Source organism: Megasphaera sp. SW808, assembly GCF_012027795.1.
Classification (GTDB): domain Bacteria; phylum Bacillota; class Negativicutes; order Veillonellales; family Megasphaeraceae; genus Megasphaera; species Megasphaera stantonii.
Genome location: NZ_SJOT01000005.1, coordinates 1 through 16,667, shown reverse-complemented (window position 1 = coordinate 16,667; position 16,667 = coordinate 1). Strand labels below are relative to the sequence as shown.

The 16,667-nt window shown below is 56.0% G+C and carries 18 protein-coding genes; 15 read left to right on the top strand and 3 right to left on the bottom strand.

Annotated features, from left to right (window positions below):
* The first annotated feature begins 119 nt into the window (after positions 1 to 119).
* The 15 genes from E0L13_RS02965 (at position 120) to E0L13_RS02895 (ending at position 14,064) form a co-directional block, all read left to right on the top strand.
* Positions 120 to 842 (top strand): DUF5714 domain-containing protein, encoded by a 723-nt coding sequence (locus tag E0L13_RS02965; protein WP_168060211.1) that lies wholly within the window; start codon positions 120 to 122, stop codon positions 840 to 842.
* On the top strand, positions 839 to 1,522 hold the full coding sequence (locus tag E0L13_RS02960; protein ID WP_168060209.1) for a 4Fe-4S dicluster domain-containing protein: 684 nt from the start codon (positions 839 to 841) through the stop codon (positions 1,520 to 1,522). Before E0L13_RS02965 ends, E0L13_RS02960 begins: the two co-directional genes overlap by 4 nt.
* Positions 1,523 to 1,530: 8 nt before the next feature.
* A complete protein-coding gene (locus E0L13_RS02955; RefSeq protein WP_168060207.1) occupies positions 1,531 to 3,141 on the top strand; it encodes an FAD-binding protein in 1,611 nt (536 codons plus the stop codon).
* 25 nt (positions 3,142 to 3,166) lie between these two features.
* Positions 3,167 to 4,915, top strand: coding sequence for a radical SAM protein (locus E0L13_RS02950; protein WP_168060205.1), 1,749 nt, complete (start codon positions 3,167 to 3,169; stop codon positions 4,913 to 4,915).
* A complete protein-coding gene (locus tag E0L13_RS02945; protein WP_168060203.1) occupies positions 4,896 to 5,699 on the top strand; it encodes a polyphenol oxidase family protein in 804 nt (267 codons plus the stop codon). Before E0L13_RS02950 ends, E0L13_RS02945 begins: the two co-directional genes overlap by 20 nt.
* A gap of 163 nt (positions 5,700 to 5,862) precedes the next feature.
* Complete coding sequence (locus tag E0L13_RS02940; RefSeq protein ID WP_168060201.1) at positions 5,863 to 6,546, top strand: YggS family pyridoxal phosphate-dependent enzyme; 684 nt, start codon at positions 5,863 to 5,865, stop codon at positions 6,544 to 6,546.
* Positions 6,547 to 6,558: 12 nt separating this feature from the next.
* On the top strand, positions 6,559 to 7,044 hold the full coding sequence (sepF, locus tag E0L13_RS02935) for a cell division protein SepF (RefSeq protein WP_095629879.1): 486 nt from the start codon (positions 6,559 to 6,561) through the stop codon (positions 7,042 to 7,044).
* Positions 7,045 to 7,063: 19 nt separating this feature from the next.
* Positions 7,064 to 7,849: a YlmH/Sll1252 family protein gene (locus E0L13_RS02930; RefSeq protein WP_168060199.1), complete on the top strand. Its 786-nt coding sequence runs from the start codon at positions 7,064 to 7,066 to the stop codon at positions 7,847 to 7,849.
* 45 nt (positions 7,850 to 7,894) lie between these two features.
* Positions 7,895 to 8,413, top strand: coding sequence for a DivIVA domain-containing protein (locus E0L13_RS02925; protein WP_168060197.1), 519 nt, complete (start codon positions 7,895 to 7,897; stop codon positions 8,411 to 8,413).
* 84 nt (positions 8,414 to 8,497) lie between these two features.
* Entirely contained in the window at positions 8,498 to 8,890 is a 393-nt protein-coding gene (locus tag E0L13_RS02920; RefSeq protein WP_168060195.1) for a hypothetical protein, read from the top strand.
* Positions 8,887 to 9,699, top strand: coding sequence for a Cof-type HAD-IIB family hydrolase (locus E0L13_RS02915; RefSeq protein WP_168060193.1), 813 nt, complete (start codon positions 8,887 to 8,889; stop codon positions 9,697 to 9,699). The genes E0L13_RS02920 and E0L13_RS02915 overlap by 4 nt, the downstream gene beginning before the upstream one ends.
* Before the next feature lie 14 nt (positions 9,700 to 9,713).
* A complete protein-coding gene (rapZ, locus tag E0L13_RS02910) occupies positions 9,714 to 10,616 on the top strand; it encodes an RNase adapter RapZ (protein ID WP_087478242.1) in 903 nt (300 codons plus the stop codon).
* A 15-nt stretch (positions 10,617 to 10,631) separates the two neighbouring features.
* A complete protein-coding gene (locus tag E0L13_RS02905; RefSeq protein WP_168060191.1) occupies positions 10,632 to 11,990 on the top strand; it encodes a YvcK family protein in 1,359 nt (452 codons plus the stop codon).
* A 14-nt stretch (positions 11,991 to 12,004) separates the two neighbouring features.
* The gene (gene whiA / locus E0L13_RS02900; RefSeq protein WP_087478244.1) at positions 12,005 to 12,922 is read left to right on the top strand and encodes a DNA-binding protein WhiA; all 918 of its coding nucleotides are present in this window, start codon (positions 12,005 to 12,007) and stop codon (positions 12,920 to 12,922) included.
* A gap of 8 nt (positions 12,923 to 12,930) precedes the next feature.
* Entirely contained in the window at positions 12,931 to 14,064 is a 1,134-nt protein-coding gene (locus tag E0L13_RS02895) for a hypothetical protein (RefSeq protein ID WP_168060189.1), read from the top strand.
* A 67-nt stretch (positions 14,065 to 14,131) separates the two neighbouring features.
* Here the strand turns inward: E0L13_RS02895 and E0L13_RS02890 are convergent, their stop codons facing one another.
* The 3 genes from E0L13_RS02890 to E0L13_RS02880 are packed head-to-tail and all read right to left on the bottom strand — an operon-like array spanning position 14,132 to position 16,363.
* Entirely contained in the window at positions 14,132 to 14,911 is a 780-nt protein-coding gene (locus E0L13_RS02890) for a basic amino acid ABC transporter substrate-binding protein (RefSeq protein WP_168060187.1), read from the bottom strand.
* A 25-nt stretch (positions 14,912 to 14,936) separates the two neighbouring features.
* Positions 14,937 to 15,572 carry an HAD-IA family hydrolase gene (locus E0L13_RS02885; RefSeq protein ID WP_168060185.1) on the bottom strand — a complete coding sequence of 212 codons (636 nt, stop codon included), beginning with the start codon at positions 15,570 to 15,572 and terminating at the stop codon, positions 14,937 to 14,939.
* Between the two features lie 5 nt (positions 15,573 to 15,577).
* Positions 15,578 to 16,363: a basic amino acid ABC transporter substrate-binding protein gene (locus tag E0L13_RS02880; RefSeq protein WP_168060183.1), complete on the bottom strand. Its 786-nt coding sequence runs from the start codon at positions 16,361 to 16,363 to the stop codon at positions 15,578 to 15,580.
* Positions 16,364 to 16,667: the final 304 nt, after the last annotated feature.

Below are 16,667 nucleotides of genomic sequence, written 5' to 3'. Positions count from 1 at the left end.
TAGAATATGTACCTGCTGAACAGGCAGGCAAAAACGCCAAGCATGTATTTCGTGCTTGGCGTTTTGGTTATAAACCCTGGAATATGGTATAATGAAACACACCTTAAGGAGGGTGGAATATGGAAGAATGTTTGATCTGCGGCCGTCCCCTCGTATACACGACGACGGAGCGGCCCGTGGAATGCGTCGTATGCCATAGGCAGTTTTTCAGCCGCGTTTCCTGCGAAGGCGGTCACTATGTCTGCGACGATTGCCACGGAAAGGACGCCGTTGCCTGGATAGAAGCGTACTGCCTCAGGTCGGAAGAAAAAAATCCCGTGGCAGTCGCCAGAGCGCTTATGGATCAGCCCTATGTGCACATGCATGGAAACGAGCATCACGTGCTCGTCGGAGCGGCCCTGCTTACGGCCTATTACCATTCCGGCGGCGCCGTGGCCTTTGCCGAGGCTATGGCGGAAATCGTACGGCGCGGCCGCGAAGTGCCCGGCGGGGCGTGCGGCTTTTGGGGCGCCTGCGGCGCGGCTGTCAGTGCGGGAATTTTTGTTTCCGTCGTCACTGGGGCGACGCCCTTGTCGCAGGACGCGTGGGGCCTGGCCAATACGATGACCTCCCGGGCGCTGGCGGCTATCGGGGCCATAGGAGGGCCGCGGTGCTGCAAGCGCGATTCCTTTACGGCGATTTGTCAGGCCGTCTCCTTCTGCAGGGAGAAGCTGGGCGTGTCGATGGAGATGCCGGAATCGATAGAATGTACGTATTATGTCAATAATAATCAGTGTTTAGGCCGGCGGTGCCCCTATCATCCGAAGGGCAGCGGCCGGAAACAAGAAAAGGAGAATACATGACTGCGAAACATCATATGGTTACCCTGCATATATTGGGAAAACGATGCACTGTGCCGGAAGATTTGACGATCATGCGGGCCATGGAGTACGCTGGCTTCCGCCTCGTGCGGGGCTGCGGCTGCCGCAGCGGGTTCTGCGGAGCCTGCGCCGTCGTGTACCGCATTCAGGGCGAGACGAAGCTGTATTCCGCCCTGGCCTGCCAGACGAAGGTGGAAGAAGGCATGTGCGTCGGCCGTCTGGAATCCTTTCCCATCAATAAAAAGGATTACGATATCAACAATCTGCCCCTGGCCGGCAACGTCGTAGGGCAGTTTTACCCGGAAATCTACAACTGCATTCATTGCAATGCCTGCACGAAGAGCTGCCCCCAGGGCATCAACGTCATGAAGTACATCGCCTTGGCCCAGCGCGGCGATTACGAAGGCTGCGCCGAAGAATCCTTCCGCTGCGTCGCCTGCGATATCTGCGCCTCCCGCTGCCCGGTAAAGATCAGCCACAGCGCAGTCAGCCTCATGGTTCGCCGCCTGACGGGCCGGTATATCGCGAAAAAAAGCGCCCACCTGGATAAGCGGGTTCAGGATATTGAGGCTGGGCTGTACGATGAGGAACTGGAACGTTTTATGCATTTGTCCGATAAAGAAATTCACCGGCTGTATGAAGCGCGGGACATGGAAAGGTAGGCGGCACCATGAAATATACAGAAGAAATGCTGGCGTCGCAGGCCTGCGTAGACGCTACGCGGAACGAGCGCCTGTATGCGGAGCTGCGCCGGTATACGGCTCAGGAAAAGCAGGAGCTGCTGCGGAATTATCATCCCGATTACAGCCATAAGGATTTTTCTATTTTGATGGTCGGCCCCAATACAGGCGATAAGGTGCCCAGCGAGCTGGCGGCGGTTCTGGAGGGAAAGAGCCGCCTTCTCGGCGCGGACTTTGACTTGAGCCATATCGAGCACGATGCGGACGTCCTCATCATCGGAGGCGGGGGCGCCGGGGCCGCGGCGGCTATTGAAGCGCGCCAGCACGGCGCGTCCGTCCTGCTGGCGACGAAGCTGCGTCTCGGCGACGCCAACACGGGCATGGCTGAAGGCGGCATTCAGGCGGCCGATAAGGAAAACGATTCGCCGGCTATCCACTATTTAGACGCTCTGGGCGGCGGGCATTTCAAAAATGTGCCGGAACTGCTGAAATGCCTCGTCATGCAGGGGCCTGCGGCGATCCAATGGCTAGGCGGCCTGGGCGTCATGTTTGATAAATACGACGACGGCACGATGGTCACGACTCACGGCGGCGGCACGTCGCGCAAGCGGATGCATGCCTGCGGCGACTATACGGGAGCCGAAATCATGCGGGTCCTCCGCGACGAGGTGCGCGACGAAGGCGTAGAAGTTCTGGAATATTCGCCGGCTGTAGAGCTCATCTTAGATGAAGAAGGCAAAGCGGCCGGAGCCGTATTGTATGATTTCGATACGCAGGAATACCATGTCGTCCGGGCGAAAAGCGTCATCATCGCCACGGGCGGCGCCGGGCGGCTGCACTATCAGGGATTTCCTACGTCCAATCACTACGGCTCGACGGCAGACGGGCTGGTGCTGGCCTATCGGGCCGGCGTGCCTCTGGTATACGCCGACGCGATACAGTATCATCCGACGGGAGCCGCTTATCCGCCGCAGATTTACGGCGCCCTGGTGACGGAAAAGGTCCGTTCCCTCGGCGCGATGCTGGTCAACAAGGACGGCGAAGCCTTCCTGCATCCGCTGGAGACGCGCGACGTCGTAGCGGCGTCGATTATCCGCGAATGCCTGGCCCGCCATAAAGGCGTCCATGCCCTTCACGGGCCTGCGCTGTGGCTCGATACGCCAATGGTAGATATGATTCACGGCGAAGGGACGATGGAGCGGCGGCTGCCGGCGATGATTCATATGTACGAGCGGTTCGGCATCGATATCCGCAAGCAGCCTATTTTAGTATATCCTACCCTTCATTATCAAAACGGCGGCATCTGCATCGACGAGCGCAGCGCGACGAAGATTCCCGGCCTGTATGCAGCAGGGGAAGACGTCGGCGGCATTCACGGGACGAACCGGCTGATGGGCAACAGCCTCCTCGACATCATCGTCTTCGGGCGCATTGCCGGCAGGGAAGCGGCGGCCTACAGCCGGACGGCGTCTCTGGGGGCGCTGACGGTAGCGCACGTGCAGCGCTTTGAAGAAGAGCGGGAGGCGGCCCACGCGAGAAACGGGACGCCGTCGCCGAAGCTGCTGCCGAACTATACCCATAACCGCGGTACGAGAGGATGACGGCGATGAGAGAAAGGAGCATGTCATGAGCTGGCAGATTGAACGGAAATTAGCCGGGCGCCTGGCTGACGAGACGGGATATTACAAGTATCCCTTCGGCACGCGGCGGGCTATGGCCCTTTGCTACCCCAACACGTATGAAGTCGCCATGAGCAACCTGGGAATGCAGATCATTTATCGCGAAGTGAACGAACGGGCCGACTGGCTGTGCGAACGGGCCTTCCTTCCCGATAAAGAATTGGCCGCCTTGTACGCTAAAGAGCGCTCTCCTTTGCTGACCCTGGAAAACGGCCGGCCTCTCTGTGATTTTGAAATCATCGGCTTATCCGTTAGCTTTGAAATGGATTATTTTAATATTCCGGCTATGCTGGAGCAGGGCCGCGTGCCCGTGCTGGCTGCGGATCGGGAGGAAATGGACCCTCTCGTCGTCATGGGCGGCCCCGTAGCGTTTTTTAATCCCGAACCCTTGTCTCCTTTTGTCGACGTCTGTCTGATCGGAGAAGGTGAAGGGCTGATCCATTCTTTTTTAGACGCCTACACGGCGGGCCGCGAGGCCGGGGAAAGCCGGCAGGCGCTGCTGCGGCGGCTGGCGAAGGTGCCCGGCGTATACGTGCCGTCCCTGTATCGTCATGAATACGACGAGGACGGCCGTTTGCGGGCCATCGTCCCGGAAGACGGCGCGCCGCCGTCGGTACGGCGGCAGTGGCGGGAGCTTACTGGGCCGGGAGAAACGGTCGTGGCGACGCCCCATACGGAATTCGGAGCGATGTACCTCATTGAAATCGCCCGCGGCTGCGGCCGGCACTGCCGGTTCTGCATGGCCGGCTACTGTTACCGGCGGCCCCGCGTGCGGCCTTTGGAATACGTGAAGGAAGCCGTGCTGAGGGGCAAGCGCCTGGGCAAGAAAATCGGCCTCATGGGCGCGGCCATATCGGACTATCCCTATATCGACGAGCTCGTCGAATTTATCCGCAGCCAGGGGCTGGCGTTTTCCTGCGCCTCCCTGCGGGCCGATTCGATTACGCCGGCCATCGTTAAGGGGCTGGCCGAAAGCGGCCAAAAGACGATTACCCTGGCGCCGGAAGCGGGCAGCACCCACATGCGCGACATCATCAATAAAGGGATTACGGAAGAGCACCTGCTCCATTCCATCGATTTGGCGACGGCTGCCGGCATCCGCCACGTCCGCATGTACATCATGATTGGCCTTCCTATGGAAACAGACGAGGACATCGAAGGCATCGTGACGATGACCAGGCGCGTGCAGGCCCATATGGCTTCCATCGGCAATAAGGGAAAGATTACTCTGAGCATCAATCCCTTTATTCCCAAGCCGTGCACGCCCTTCCAGTGGATGGCTATGACCGACCAGAAGACCGTCGAAAAACGGCTGTCCTATATAAAGAAGGCCTTGGACAAGGATAAGCAAATCGAAATATTGGCCGAGCCGCTGCGGCAATGCTACATTCAGGGCGTGCTGGCCCGCGGCGACCGGAGAGTCGGCCAATTGCTGGCCCTGGCCCATCAATACGGCGGCGTAAAGGGCTGGAAACGAGCCGTGAAAGAGCTTCGCTTCGACGTACAGGATTTCTTGTATACGGAACGGCCTGTCGACGCCGTATTGCCGTGGAGCGTGCTGGATATGGGATTAGATACGGACTATCTGGTAAAAGAGCTGGAGCTGGCTCGTAAGGGCGCGTTTACGATACCGTGCTTTGACGGCTGCCGGCGGTGTCATGTATGCGGAGGCGGCAATGGCGACGGAATGGATTAGCCGCAATGGCCTCGGCTGGGAACAGAGCTGCCTGCTGCGGCAGGCTGGCCTGCGTCACGGCGCGACGGGCCGCGGCGGCGGCGTGAGCCGGGGGGCCTATGAATCGCTGAACCTGTCGTTTCAGACCGGGGATGCTGCGCTGCATGTGCTGGAAAACCGCCGCCGTTTGTGCCAGGCTGTCGGCATGGATCTGACGAAGCTGACGACGTGCCGCCAGACCGGAGAAGGACATATCGTTGCCGTCGGTCCTGCCGAAGCCGGATGCGGCGCCGGCAGTGTCCATACGGAGCTGGCTCATACAGATGCCTTGATGACAAACTGCGCCGGATTGCCCTTGGCTGTTTTTACTGCAGACAGCGCTCCGGTCATTCTGTTCGATCCGGCCCGTCATGCCTGTGCTGTCGGACGGGCCGGTCTGCAGGAAACGACGACGAGGCTGCCTGCGAAAATGGTCCTGGCCATGGAGCTGGTATACGGTTCTGTTCCTGCCGACCTGTACGCCTACATCGGTCCCTGCGCCGGAGCGGACCATGTCGAAATCAGCGAAGGCTTTGCTCAGGTCGTAGAACGCCTGGGGCCTGCTTATGCCTGCTGCATCGGCCGCGGAGACCGGCGGACGATCGATTTGAAGCAGGCTGCGCAGAAGCTGCTGACAGGAGCGGGACTTCTGCCCGGGCATATAGATATTTCTTCTTCGTGCGTATACGAAGAGGAAGAACGATTTTTTTCCTACCGGCGGGACTTCGGCCGCACGGGCCGCATGGCGGCCTTCGCCGTTCTTTAAGGGCTTTGGAGGCGGTTGACGAAGGCGAATGGACGGAGTGAGAATTTTTTATAAAAATTACTAGCATTTGCAGCGTTAAATATATATAATAGAAACAGTGTAATGTTTTATGAAGTAAGTCATGTACCCTACTGAAACTATGGGCGCTACGGAGGGATTACGCTTGATTAAGGATAATATTGAAGCCGTACGGCAGCGGATTTCCGCAGCCGCCGCCCGCGTCGGGAGGACCGATGCGATTACGCTGGTCGCCGTGACGAAGAACCACCCGGTCGAATTCATGGAAGAAGCGGCCGCAGCCGGTATTACCGACGTAGGTGAAAACCGCGTGCAGGAAGCTCTGCAGAAACAGAAGGAATTTCCCGATAACGGATTGACGTGGCATCTGATCGGCCACTTGCAGACCAATAAGGCCAAGCATGCCGTCGAACACTTTGATTTGATTCATTCCGTCGACTCGGAGCATTTGCTGCGGGCCGTCGACAAGGAAGCCGGAAAAATCGGCAAGGTTCAGGATATTTTGCTGCAGGTCAACGTAGCCCGGGAAGAAACGAAGTTCGGCATGGAAGTGGAAGATTTTCCCGCCCTGTGCCGATTAGCCGGAGAGCTTCCCAACGTCTGCGTACGAGGGCTGATGTGCATCGCGCCGAATTTTGAGCAGGTAGAGGACGTTCGTCCCATCTTTCGCATCGCTCGCGCGCTGTACGACGATATGAAGCTTAAATTCCCTGAAGGCCAGGTTCAGTATCTGTCTATGGGCATGACCCATGATTTTGAAATAGCAATTGAAGAAGGCGCGAACGTAGTCCGCGTAGGGACGGCTATCTTCGGCGCTCGTAATTACTAAGGAGGATATGACATGGGATTGAAAGATGTTTGGAATAAGGTTACGAATTCTATTAGCGGAGTAAACGACGAAGACGATTTCGAAACGGATGAATTCGAAGACGAAGAAGACGTTGTGGAAGAACGGCAGAACCGCCGCTCTGTCGCTGCGCCCCATCGTCCTGCCTTAGGATACGGCGCACAGCCGGCGCAGCCCCTGAAAATGATGATCGTCGAACCGGAAACCTTTGACGATTCGCAGAGCATCGCCGATTTCCTGCGGGAACGCAAGCCCGTGGTCATCAACTTTGAATCGACGGCTCCCGACGTGTCGAAGCGCGTCGTAGACTTCATCAGCGGCGCGACGTACGCTCTCGACGGCAACATCCAGAAGGTCGGCAAGGATATTTTCCTGTGCGTCCCGAGCAACGTGACCGTTGACAGAAGCAAGCACGACTACGGCGATTTCAGCGCGGCGCAGCTGGCCTGGAATAACGGCGACGACACGCCGCAGAAGTAAGACATAACGAGGGATTTTTGTGAAAAACAGAGATAGAATTATTCGGTATTACCAAGGCACGGATAACGGGGAACTGGCAGCCAGGCTGATTGATTTGGCCGACAGCGCAGCTAAGGGCCGTCCCTATGCCGTCAGCGAGTTCGTTTCGCCCGGCGCGGTGCAGATCGGCGAAACGATTCAGGCTCATGCGCCGGCGCTGGTGCTGCGTACCTTCGGCGGCTATCAGGGCGCGGAACGGGTAAAGCTGGCTTTTGTCAGCGCCGATTACGACGGCCCGGTGGACTTTAACCTGACGGCTTGCCGGGTTAAATGGGATTCCCGCTACCGCCTTCTCAGCCATCGCGACGTGCTGGGCTCCCTCATGGGGCTGGGCATCGGCCGCGAACGGTTCGGAGACATTATCATGCAGGACGACGGCGCAATCCTTCTGGCTGATACGGCGCTGCTGCAGTACCTGAAGCAGAACTTCACCAAGGTGGCCATGGTGTCCGTAACGGTCGAAGAAATGCCGCTGAGCGATATTGCGCCGCGGCAGGAAAAGGTAAAGGAAATCAAGACGACTGTCGCGTCCCTGCGGCTGGATGCCGTCGCGTCGTCGGGATTTGGGATTTCCCGCACGAAGGCGGCCGAAGCGATTAAAGGCGACCGCGTACAGGTAAACTGGCAGCCGGCAAAGGGGCCGTCTCAGGACGTGCAGGAAGGCGACGTCATCTCCCTGCGCGGCAAGGGCCGTATGGAACTAGCGCAGATTACGGGGACGTCCCGCAAGGGGCGCATCGGCGTGCTGCTGAAGCGGTATATGTAAGGCGTATTGGGTTGTAGTAGATCTGATTCAAGGAGGATTTTTGTCATGCTGACACCAATGGATATTCATAATAAAGAATTCAAACGGGGGTTCCGCGGTTATAGTGAAGAAGACGTAGACGCTTTTATGGAAAGCATTGCCGCCGACTATGAAAAGGTCTATCGCGAATATTGCGAGCTGAAAGAACGGTGTGACAAGCTGCAGGACAAGCTGACGCAGTATGAAAAGATGGAATCGACGATGAACAGCACCCTGATGCTCGCCCAGCAGACGGCGGAAAACGTCAAGATCACGGCCCGCAAGGAAGCGGAGCTCATCCTGCAGGAAGCGTCGAATAAGAAAAAGCAGATGCTGAACGAAACGACGATGAGCCTGCAGGCCTCTCAGCAGGAATTAGACAAGGTAGTCGCCCAGACCCGGGCGTTCCGTGAAAAATGCCGGGCTATTTTGACCAGCCAGCTGCGGCTGTTGGACGATATGGCCTTAGACAGCAAAAAAGATGCCGACGCAGCGGTTAAGCCGGTGGAAGAACCGCCTGCGGAAGACGCAAAAGCAGAAGAATAATAGGAACGAATATGCTCTCTTTCAGGTATGACGACGCAGTTAGACCCGGCAGGGAGTATATTTATTTTATGGAGGTATGGAAGGATGAAACGATTTGCCTTGCTGCTCATGGCCGCCGCCGTGCTGCTGACCGGCGGCGCAGGGGCCTATAATCCCTACGCGCCCAATCCCTTTGACGCGATGGAACGAAATTCCTGGGAATATCAGTACGTATACGATTTGACGAAGGACGGCCTGACCGACGCTGACCTGTCGAAATTTTCGCCGTCCTATCCCCTGACCCGGTTTGAAATGGTGCCCATGGTAGAAGCGGCCCTGCGTAACCGGAGTCAGGCGACGGAAGAACAGCAGAAGAAAATAGACCGGCTGGCCGAAGCCTTTGCCGACGATTTGGCTCTGTCCGGCGTATATCCGTCCCAGATGGCGCCGTCGACAGGCGGTCAGCCCTTCGAATGGAAGAAAGGAGACGCACAATGAATGCTCCGAAATCAACTATACGCATGATTGCCCTCGATTTGGACGGCACGCTGCTGCGCAGCGACTCTGCCGTATCGCCGCGGACTCTCGGCGCGATTCAGGAAGCCTGCTCGCGCGGCGTCGTTGTGGCCATCGCTACAGGCCGCATGTATGCGACGGCCAGCCCCTATGGCAAGCTGCTGGGGCTGGGAGATATTCCGATGATGCTCTATGCCGGCGGGCTGATCCAGACGGTCGAATCGAAACGGAAGCTGTTTGAACAGGCCATTGATGTGGAGGATGCGGCGGAACTGCTGGCCCTGACGAAACGGATGGGCTGGCAGATGCAGACCTACATTGACGACGTGCTGCGCGTAGCCGAATATGAAGAATGGATTCAGGACTACGAGCGCATTACCCATTGCCGGGCCGTCGTCTGCGGCGACGATTTTTATACTCCCCAGGGCGCACCCAATAAAATGCTGAGCCGCGGCAAGCACGAAGAGCTGGTACGGCGCAGGGAGATTATCGAAGAGGCGATGCCGGGCCGGTTTACTATTTTGTTTTCCGATCCGACGTTTTTGGAAATCATGCCGAAGGGCGTGAATAAGGGTATTGGCCTGCATCGCCTGGGCGAGCTGTTCCAGGTGCCTGTCGAACAGATTATGGCCGTCGGCGATTCGCCGAACGACGTCGATATGCTGAAAGAGGCGGGCTTTGCCGTCGCCATGGACAACGCCTCGTCGGCTGTAAAGGACGTCGTGGATTACGTCACGGCCGGCAACGACGGCGACGGCGTCGCCAAGGTGATTGAGAAGTTCGTTTTATAGATAAGGAGGCTCTTATGGACCAATTCCATCTGATTATCGTAACCGGCATGTCTGGCGCCGGTAAAAGCCAGGCGGTACAGGCATTGGAAGATATGGGCTATTTCTGCATCGATAATATTCCTCCCGTCCTCATTCCTAAGTTTGCCGAATTATGCATGAAGGGCGGCGAACGGGTTCGTCACGTGGCCCTCATCGCCGATATACGGGGCGGAGAATTTTTCGACGCTATGAGCCAGTCGCTGAAAGAATTGAAAGCCCAGGGCGTTTCGTATGAAATCGTATTTATCGAAGCGTCGGACCAGACCCTCGTGCGCCGCTATAAGGAAACGCGCCGTCTGCACCCGCTGGCGCCGCACAGCCGGCTGAGCCAGGGGATTGCAGAAGAACGAAAGCGTCTGGAATCGCTGCGGAAGCACGCCGATTTCATCATCGATACGACGAATTTGAAGCCGAAGCAGCTTAAAGAGCTGCTGGTGAAGAAATACGCTATTAGCGAGGGACGGAAGGGCATGAACGTTACGGTCGTATCCTTCGGATTTAAGCACGGCATGCCCATCGATGCCGACATTGTCGAAGACGTCCGTTTTTTGCCTAATCCCTTTTACATCGAAGAATATCGAAATAAATCAGGCCGCGTTCCTGCCGTTCGCGAGTACGTAGAAAGCTTTCCCATATCGGCGACCTTCAAGGAAAAATGGTTTGACATGATCGATTTCCTGCTGCCCAACTACGAACGGGAGGGAAAGAGCCAGCTGGTCATCGCCGTCGGCTGCACCGGCGGCATGCACCGCAGCGTCTGCATGGCCGAGGCCTTGTACAAGCACTTGAAAGAAACGGGCGTAGACGTATCCATCGAGCATCGGGACCTGTATAAAAACGACGTAGAAGAAGACGCGCCGGGCTACGAAGGAATGTAATGGAGGTGTCGGAGTATGCGCTTTTTTAAATGGCTGCATCCGGGACTGCATATCAAGCGATGGCTGTTTCTTTTCGGCTTGGGAATGATGGCGACCAGCTTCGGCCTGGTCCTGACCTTTAACTACCAATGGCTGGGGCAGGTTGAAGAGTGGATGTTCCGCCTGCTGTACGAAATGACCGGCCATTACAACTATACGGTGCTGGCGACGATCGGCATCCTCGTCATCGTGTCGGGCCTTTTCCTCATGGGATGGGCGACGCGCCGGCTTATCCGGACGATGCTGGGCGTCGTCATGCCCAATGAGTCGGAAAACATCAGTGATTTAATCTTGTCCAATCTGCAGCTGGCTAAGGGGCCGAAGGTCGTCGTCATCGGCGGCGGCACGGGGCTGTCGGTCATGCTGCGAGGGCTGAAGACCAAGACGTATAATCTGACGGCCGTCGTTACCGTAGCCGACGACGGCGGCTCTACGGGCCGCATACGGCAGGATTTGGATATCATCGCTCCCGGCGATTTGCGAAACTGCCTAGTCGCCCTGGCCGATAAGGAAGGGCTGATGGAAAAGCTCTTTGCCCATCGCTTCGGCGGCTCCGGCAATTTGACGGGCCACAGCTTCGGCAATTTATTTATCGCCGCCTTGATCGAAGTTCTCGGCGACGTAGAGGAGGCTATGGATGCGACGAGCAAGGTTTTGAAGGTCCGCGGCAAGGTCATTCCTGCGTCGGCGGAAAAAATACAGCTGAACGCGGAGATGACTGACGGCCGGGTCATTTGCGGCGAGTCGCAGATTCCCCACGCCCACGGCAAAATCAAACGGGTGTTTACGACGCCTGAACAGCCTAAGGCGATTCAGTCTGCCATCGAGGCGATTCAGGAAGCCGACGTCATCGTGCTGGGGCCGGGAAGCCTGTATACCAGCATTATGCCGAATTTGTGCGTCCCCGATATAGCGGCGGCCGTGCGGGCCAGCAAAGCCAAGAAGATTTATATCTGCAACGTCATGACCCAGCCCGGGGAAACGGACGGCTACACCGTGTCGGATCACGTCAAGGCCATCAACCAGCATGCCGGCCAGGAAATCGTCGATTTCGTCATCGCCAACAGCGGCGATATTGACACGGCCGTGCTGCAGCGGTATGCCGACGCCGGCTCCCAGCCCGTCGTCATAGACAAGCGGCGCGTCGGAGACTTGGGCGCGACGCTACTGTCCGCCGATTTGGTAAACGCTGAAAAAGGCGGAACCCACGATCCGAAAAAACTGGCGAATGTTCTCTTCGATTTGATCAACGCCTTGCGGACCGACCTGTCGCCGGAGCTGCTCCACTATTATTTGAAGCGGTATGAGTTGAAGCGCAATTTAAGACGCCGCTAGAGGAGGCATACCCTATGTCCTTTGCTGAACAGGTTAAAAATGAGATTGCTCACTGCAAGCCGGAAAACGCCGCCTGCCGCTATGCCGAATTGGCGGCTCTGCTGTGCATGGGCGGGTCCCTGATGCTTGGCTCCCGCGGGCATGTGGGCATCGAATTCAGCACGTCGAACAACGCCGTAGCCCGGAAGGCCCTGAAGATGTGGATGGAATCCTTTGCCGTTCGTCCGGAAGTGCGCGTGCGCCAGGGCCTTCGGCTGCGCAAGAAAAATTATTATATACTGCGCGTTCCGCCGTCCTTTGCCAGTACGAAAACGCTGCAGCAGCTGTCGCTGTTCCCGAAAGACAAGGAATTTTCCGCTATTGATTTGAAAAATCCAGCCTGCCAGCGGGCCTTTCTGCGGGGCGCTTTCATGGGCGGAGGCTCCGTCAACCAGCCTAAGGGAGATTACCATCTGGAGCTTTTGACAGGAAACGAATCCTTTGCCCAGAAGCTGCTTAAAATTATGTGCCGGTTTCACCTGCCGGCCAAGATGACGGACCGCAAGGGCGATTATCTCGTGTATATAAAAGAGGGAAACGGCGTGTCAGCCTTTTTGCAGCTCATTGGGGCTGACCAGGCCTATATGAAGTTTGAAAGCGTCCGTATCGTCAAGGAAATGCGCAACAACGTCAACCGCGTCGTCAATTGCGAAACGGCAAATTTGCAGAAAACCGTCGATGCGGCCATACGCCAGCGCAGAGATATCGAAAAGCTTCAGGCTTCGGGCTTGTACCTGCGCCTGACGCCTAAGCTGCAGGAAGCGGCGGAGCTGCGCATGAGTCATCCCGAAGCGTCCATGAGTGAGCTGGCGACGTTGTCGGGATTGACGAAATCAGGCCTTGCCCATCGGTTTCGAAAGATTTCCGATATGGCAAAGCAAATTGAGGAATGAGAGATAGGATGAACGTAAAGAAACTATATCGAGCCGTTGCGGCGGGACTGCTGATGGCCGGTGCCTTGTGGGGTTCTGCAGGCGCGGTTGACCCGGCCGATCCGGCGGTGATGGGGAAAGTCGTGCGCTTTCCCATGAAGCATATTGCAATGAAGGACCCTGTCGATACGGGGACGCTGATTTTTTCCGACAGCCCGGAATATCCGGAGCGGCCGGGGATTTTATATGGCGACAAGGTAAGCGGCGATTGCCGGGTCTATTTTTATCACATGAACCAGAGCTGGCAGACGTGCAATGTCGTCGTCATGGCCTATAACCCGGCGGACGAGCCTGTCGACGCCGTCGTCAAAGGATGCCAGTACGCCCGGCCCAGCTCGTCTATTTACAGCGTCGGGAAGACATTGTCGACGATGTATTATGAAGGCGACGAGACGATCCATACGGTGAGCGTCCCGGCCCATGGGTATGCGCTGCTGGGCGAACGGCTGGACCACGTCGTCATTTGGCGGGGTCAGCTCTTTTCCGGCATTGTCGACGTAGAGCTTCCGTCGCCCATGTATGTGTCGACAATCATGGTGCCGTCGGAAGAAGACCCCATTGCGTTCGTGCAGAAGCAGATATACCTGCCCAGCGATTCCGTTAAGCTGCGCGGTACGTTTACTGGCAAGGATCGGGAGTGGGATGCCTTGTTTTCCTACGCCCCAAAAGACGGTCCGGCCTATATCAAGGTCGGCGGCGAAGACGACCGGTATTTAGTGGGGCGGGACGTCATGGACAACCGCCTGTCTGTCAACGTGGGAAATTACGGCGTTGAATATCGTATCGGACTGCGCACGAAGGGGAAGGGCGACCTGCATTTGTACTTTAATCCCCAAGGCGGCGAATATGCCGGCGTAATGGAAATCACATATAATCAGGGAAAAAAGGACGAGGTACGGAAAATCGTCGAGCTTCCGCCCCATGCCCTCAGCATTGGCAAGGAGGACGTGTACAGCATGCAGTACGTCGATACCTTTAAGGCTGGAACGGATATGAACATTCGGTTTATGCCGCCGGGGGCGGCGAACTTGCCGGTGCGCTTCATCATAGTTCCTGATGAGGATTTGCGGTCTATTGCCGGAGAAGCAAAAACAGATGCATAGCAATGCGGTGCAGATAACAAAAAAACTCCCGAAAGGGAGTTTTTTTGTTGCCTTGCGGCCGTTTCTATTAAAGCGCAGGTTCCGTGCCGAACCATTTTTTGTATAATTTGGCGTACGTGCCGTCGGCTTTCAATTCCTTCAATGCGTTGTTTACCTTTTCACGCAATTCGGGTTTTTCTTTGCTGACGGCCATGGCGACGTTGCGGTCCTTGATCAAATCGCCGACGAGCTTCAGGTTCTTGTCGCCGCCCTGTTTTAAGTAATACATGGCAACAGCGCTGTCGATCGATACGGCGTCGCACGTACCGGCTTCCAGTTCCATCCAGCCCTGGCTGTTCGTGTCGAATTCTTTTACTGTCGCGCCATGTTCCTTGGCGTAGAAGGCCGCACGCGAGCCGACCTGGGCGCCGACGGTTTTGCCGGCTAAGCTTTCGTAGCCCGTAATATCCGTGTTGTCCTTGCGGACGACGACAGTATAGCCGCCGCTGAAGTATACGTCGGTAAAATCGACTTGCTTCTTCCGTTCTTCCGTCGCATCCATGCCGGCGGCGATGAGGTCGATCTGGCCGCTCTTTAAGGCTGGGATCAAGGCGTCGAAGCCGAGGTTCTTGATTTCCATCTTGTAGCCGATTTTATCGCTGACAGCCTGGAGGAGGTCGATGTCAAAGCCTACGTCCTTGCCGTCTTCCGTAAATTCAAAAGGCGGGAAGGTCGGTTCCGTACCGACGATGAGCACTTTTTCTTCGCTGGCTGTACCCTTATTGTCCGCCGAATCGCTGCCGCAGCCGGCGAAGAGAGACACTGCGGCGACAGAGGCGGCGAGTATAGAAAGATATTTTTTGTTCATGTGGAACACCCCTTACAAAGTAAAATTACACAAGTTCGCTTAAATCCTGCATGATTTGAACGTGAGGCAGGCTGGCAAAGGCGGAAGCATCAGTCGTGCCCGTCGTCACGGCGGCGAAATCTACGCCGGCATGAAGAGCTGTTTCGGCGTCGATAAGGCTGTCGCCGACGTATAAGATTTCAGACGGCTCGAGATTAAAGCGCTGCTGAATCTGCTGAATCCCTTCGGGAGACGGCTTGGCCTCGCTGACATCTTCCATACCGACGACGCAGTCGACGAGCGATTCCAGATGTTCCTTTTCAATGGTCTGGTTAATGCGCGACCGGGTCTTCGTCGAGACGATGCAGCAGCGCGCACCTTTTGCCTTTAAGCGGCGCAGCATGGGTACCGTCTGCGGGTACAAATGCGTGTTATCTACCATGTAATAGTCGGAATAGCGGACTTTATACAATCGGATGAGCTCTTCGATTCGCTCCGGATTCGTTTCGCCGGTCAGGCGGGCCATGGCGTCGTACATCGTCATGCCGATGGTCCGGCAAATGTCTTCGCGCGGGACGGGGCCGTACCCCTCGTCAGCAAACAGCATTTCAAAGCACATGACGATGCCCTGCTCTGAATTTGCCAGCGTGTAATCAAAATCAAAAATATACGTCGTATACATAGAGATTATTTATCTGCAGGCGGTTCTACGCCAAACCATTTTTTATAAATTTGAGCATAAGTACCGTCAGCCTTGATGTCGGCAAGGGCCTTGTTGACTTTTTCAAGCTGTTCCGGTTTTTCTTTGCTGATTGCCATGGCCAGGCCGTCGTTGAGAACTTCCGATTCCCCGACGACCTTCAAGTCCTTGTCGCCGCCTTGTTTCAGGTAGAACAAAGCGACAGAGGTGTTGATGACGACGGCGTCGCAGGTGCCGCTGTTCAATTCCATCCAGCCCTGGCTGTTGGCGTCGTACTGCTTGACCGTTGCCGCGCCGTGTTCCGTGGCAATGTCGACGGGCTTCGTGCCGACCTGTGCGCCGACTACCTTGCCTTTCAAGTCGTCAAAGCCGTTGATCGTCGTGTTGTCTTTGCGGACGACGACGGAATAGCCGTCAAAGAAATAAGGCGTCGTGAAGGCAACCTGCTTGGCCCGTTCAGGCGTCGCATCCATGCCGGAAGCGATCATGTCGATTTGGCCGCTCTTCAGGGCCGGGATCAAGGCGTCGAAGCCCATGCTCTTGACTTCCATCTTTACGCCCATCTTATCGCAGAGCGCCTGGGCCAAATCCAAGTCGAAGCCGATGTATTTATCGTTTTCTGTAAATTCAAAGGGCGGGAAGGTCGGTTCCATGCCGACGATAAACGTGGCGTTTTCCTTTTCGGCGCCGGCATTATCCGACGAACCGCAGCCGGCGATACATGCCGCAGCCGTCAAAGCCGCGGCAGCCAACATAAATTTTTTCTTCATCATGTTACCATCTCCTATTGATGTGACTGTATGTCTATTCATATATTGCTTTTATAAATTATACTATATAATGCATGAATTTACCAGAATGAAGAAGAAAAGTTGTAAAATTAAATGACGCACTGCATAATATCCTTTATATAGGCGAAAGTTAATACAACATCCTATGGGAATGAGACAAGGGATGCCTATCTCTTTGTAAAATTCTCTTGACAAAGTAAAGAGATAAAGCTTATAATATAAAAGCCGTTGAGGCAAGCCAGAAATTACGAAAAGTAATTGTTTGGGAATTGTCAAAAGAACTTCA

Bases quoted from the DNA above. Each gene is read 5' to 3' on its own strand.
- E0L13_RS02885 (WP_168060185.1), bottom strand. From the start codon at position 15,572: ATGTATACGACGTATATTTTTGATTTTGATTACACGCTGGCAAATTCA.
- E0L13_RS02945 (WP_168060203.1), top strand. From the start codon at position 4,896: ATGGCGACGGAATGGATTAGCCGCAATGGCCTCGGCTGGGAACAGAGC.
- E0L13_RS02950 (WP_168060205.1), top strand. From the start codon at position 3,167: ATGAGCTGGCAGATTGAACGGAAATTAGCCGGGCGCCTGGCTGACGAG.
- E0L13_RS02905 (WP_168060191.1), top strand. From the start codon at position 10,632: ATGCGCTTTTTTAAATGGCTGCATCCGGGACTGCATATCAAGCGATGG.
- E0L13_RS02890 (WP_168060187.1), bottom strand. From the start codon at position 14,911: ATGAACAAAAAATATCTTTCTATACTCGCCGCCTCTGTCGCCGCAGTG.
- E0L13_RS02960 (WP_168060209.1), top strand. From the start codon at position 839: ATGACTGCGAAACATCATATGGTTACCCTGCATATATTGGGAAAACGA.
- E0L13_RS02925 (WP_168060197.1), top strand. From the start codon at position 7,895: ATGCTGACACCAATGGATATTCATAATAAAGAATTCAAACGGGGGTTC.
- E0L13_RS02965 (WP_168060211.1), top strand. From the start codon at position 120: ATGGAAGAATGTTTGATCTGCGGCCGTCCCCTCGTATACACGACGACG.
- sepF (WP_095629879.1), top strand. From the start codon at position 6,559: ATGGGATTGAAAGATGTTTGGAATAAGGTTACGAATTCTATTAGCGGA.
- E0L13_RS02880 (WP_168060183.1), bottom strand. From the start codon at position 16,363: ATGATGAAGAAAAAATTTATGTTGGCTGCCGCGGCTTTGACGGCTGCG.
- E0L13_RS02920 (WP_168060195.1), top strand. From the start codon at position 8,498: ATGAAACGATTTGCCTTGCTGCTCATGGCCGCCGCCGTGCTGCTGACC.
- whiA (WP_087478244.1), top strand. From the start codon at position 12,005: ATGTCCTTTGCTGAACAGGTTAAAAATGAGATTGCTCACTGCAAGCCG.
- E0L13_RS02915 (WP_168060193.1), top strand. From the start codon at position 8,887: ATGAATGCTCCGAAATCAACTATACGCATGATTGCCCTCGATTTGGAC.
- E0L13_RS02955 (WP_168060207.1), top strand. From the start codon at position 1,531: ATGAAATATACAGAAGAAATGCTGGCGTCGCAGGCCTGCGTAGACGCT.
- E0L13_RS02895 (WP_168060189.1), top strand. From the start codon at position 12,931: ATGAACGTAAAGAAACTATATCGAGCCGTTGCGGCGGGACTGCTGATG.
- rapZ (WP_087478242.1), top strand. From the start codon at position 9,714: ATGGACCAATTCCATCTGATTATCGTAACCGGCATGTCTGGCGCCGGT.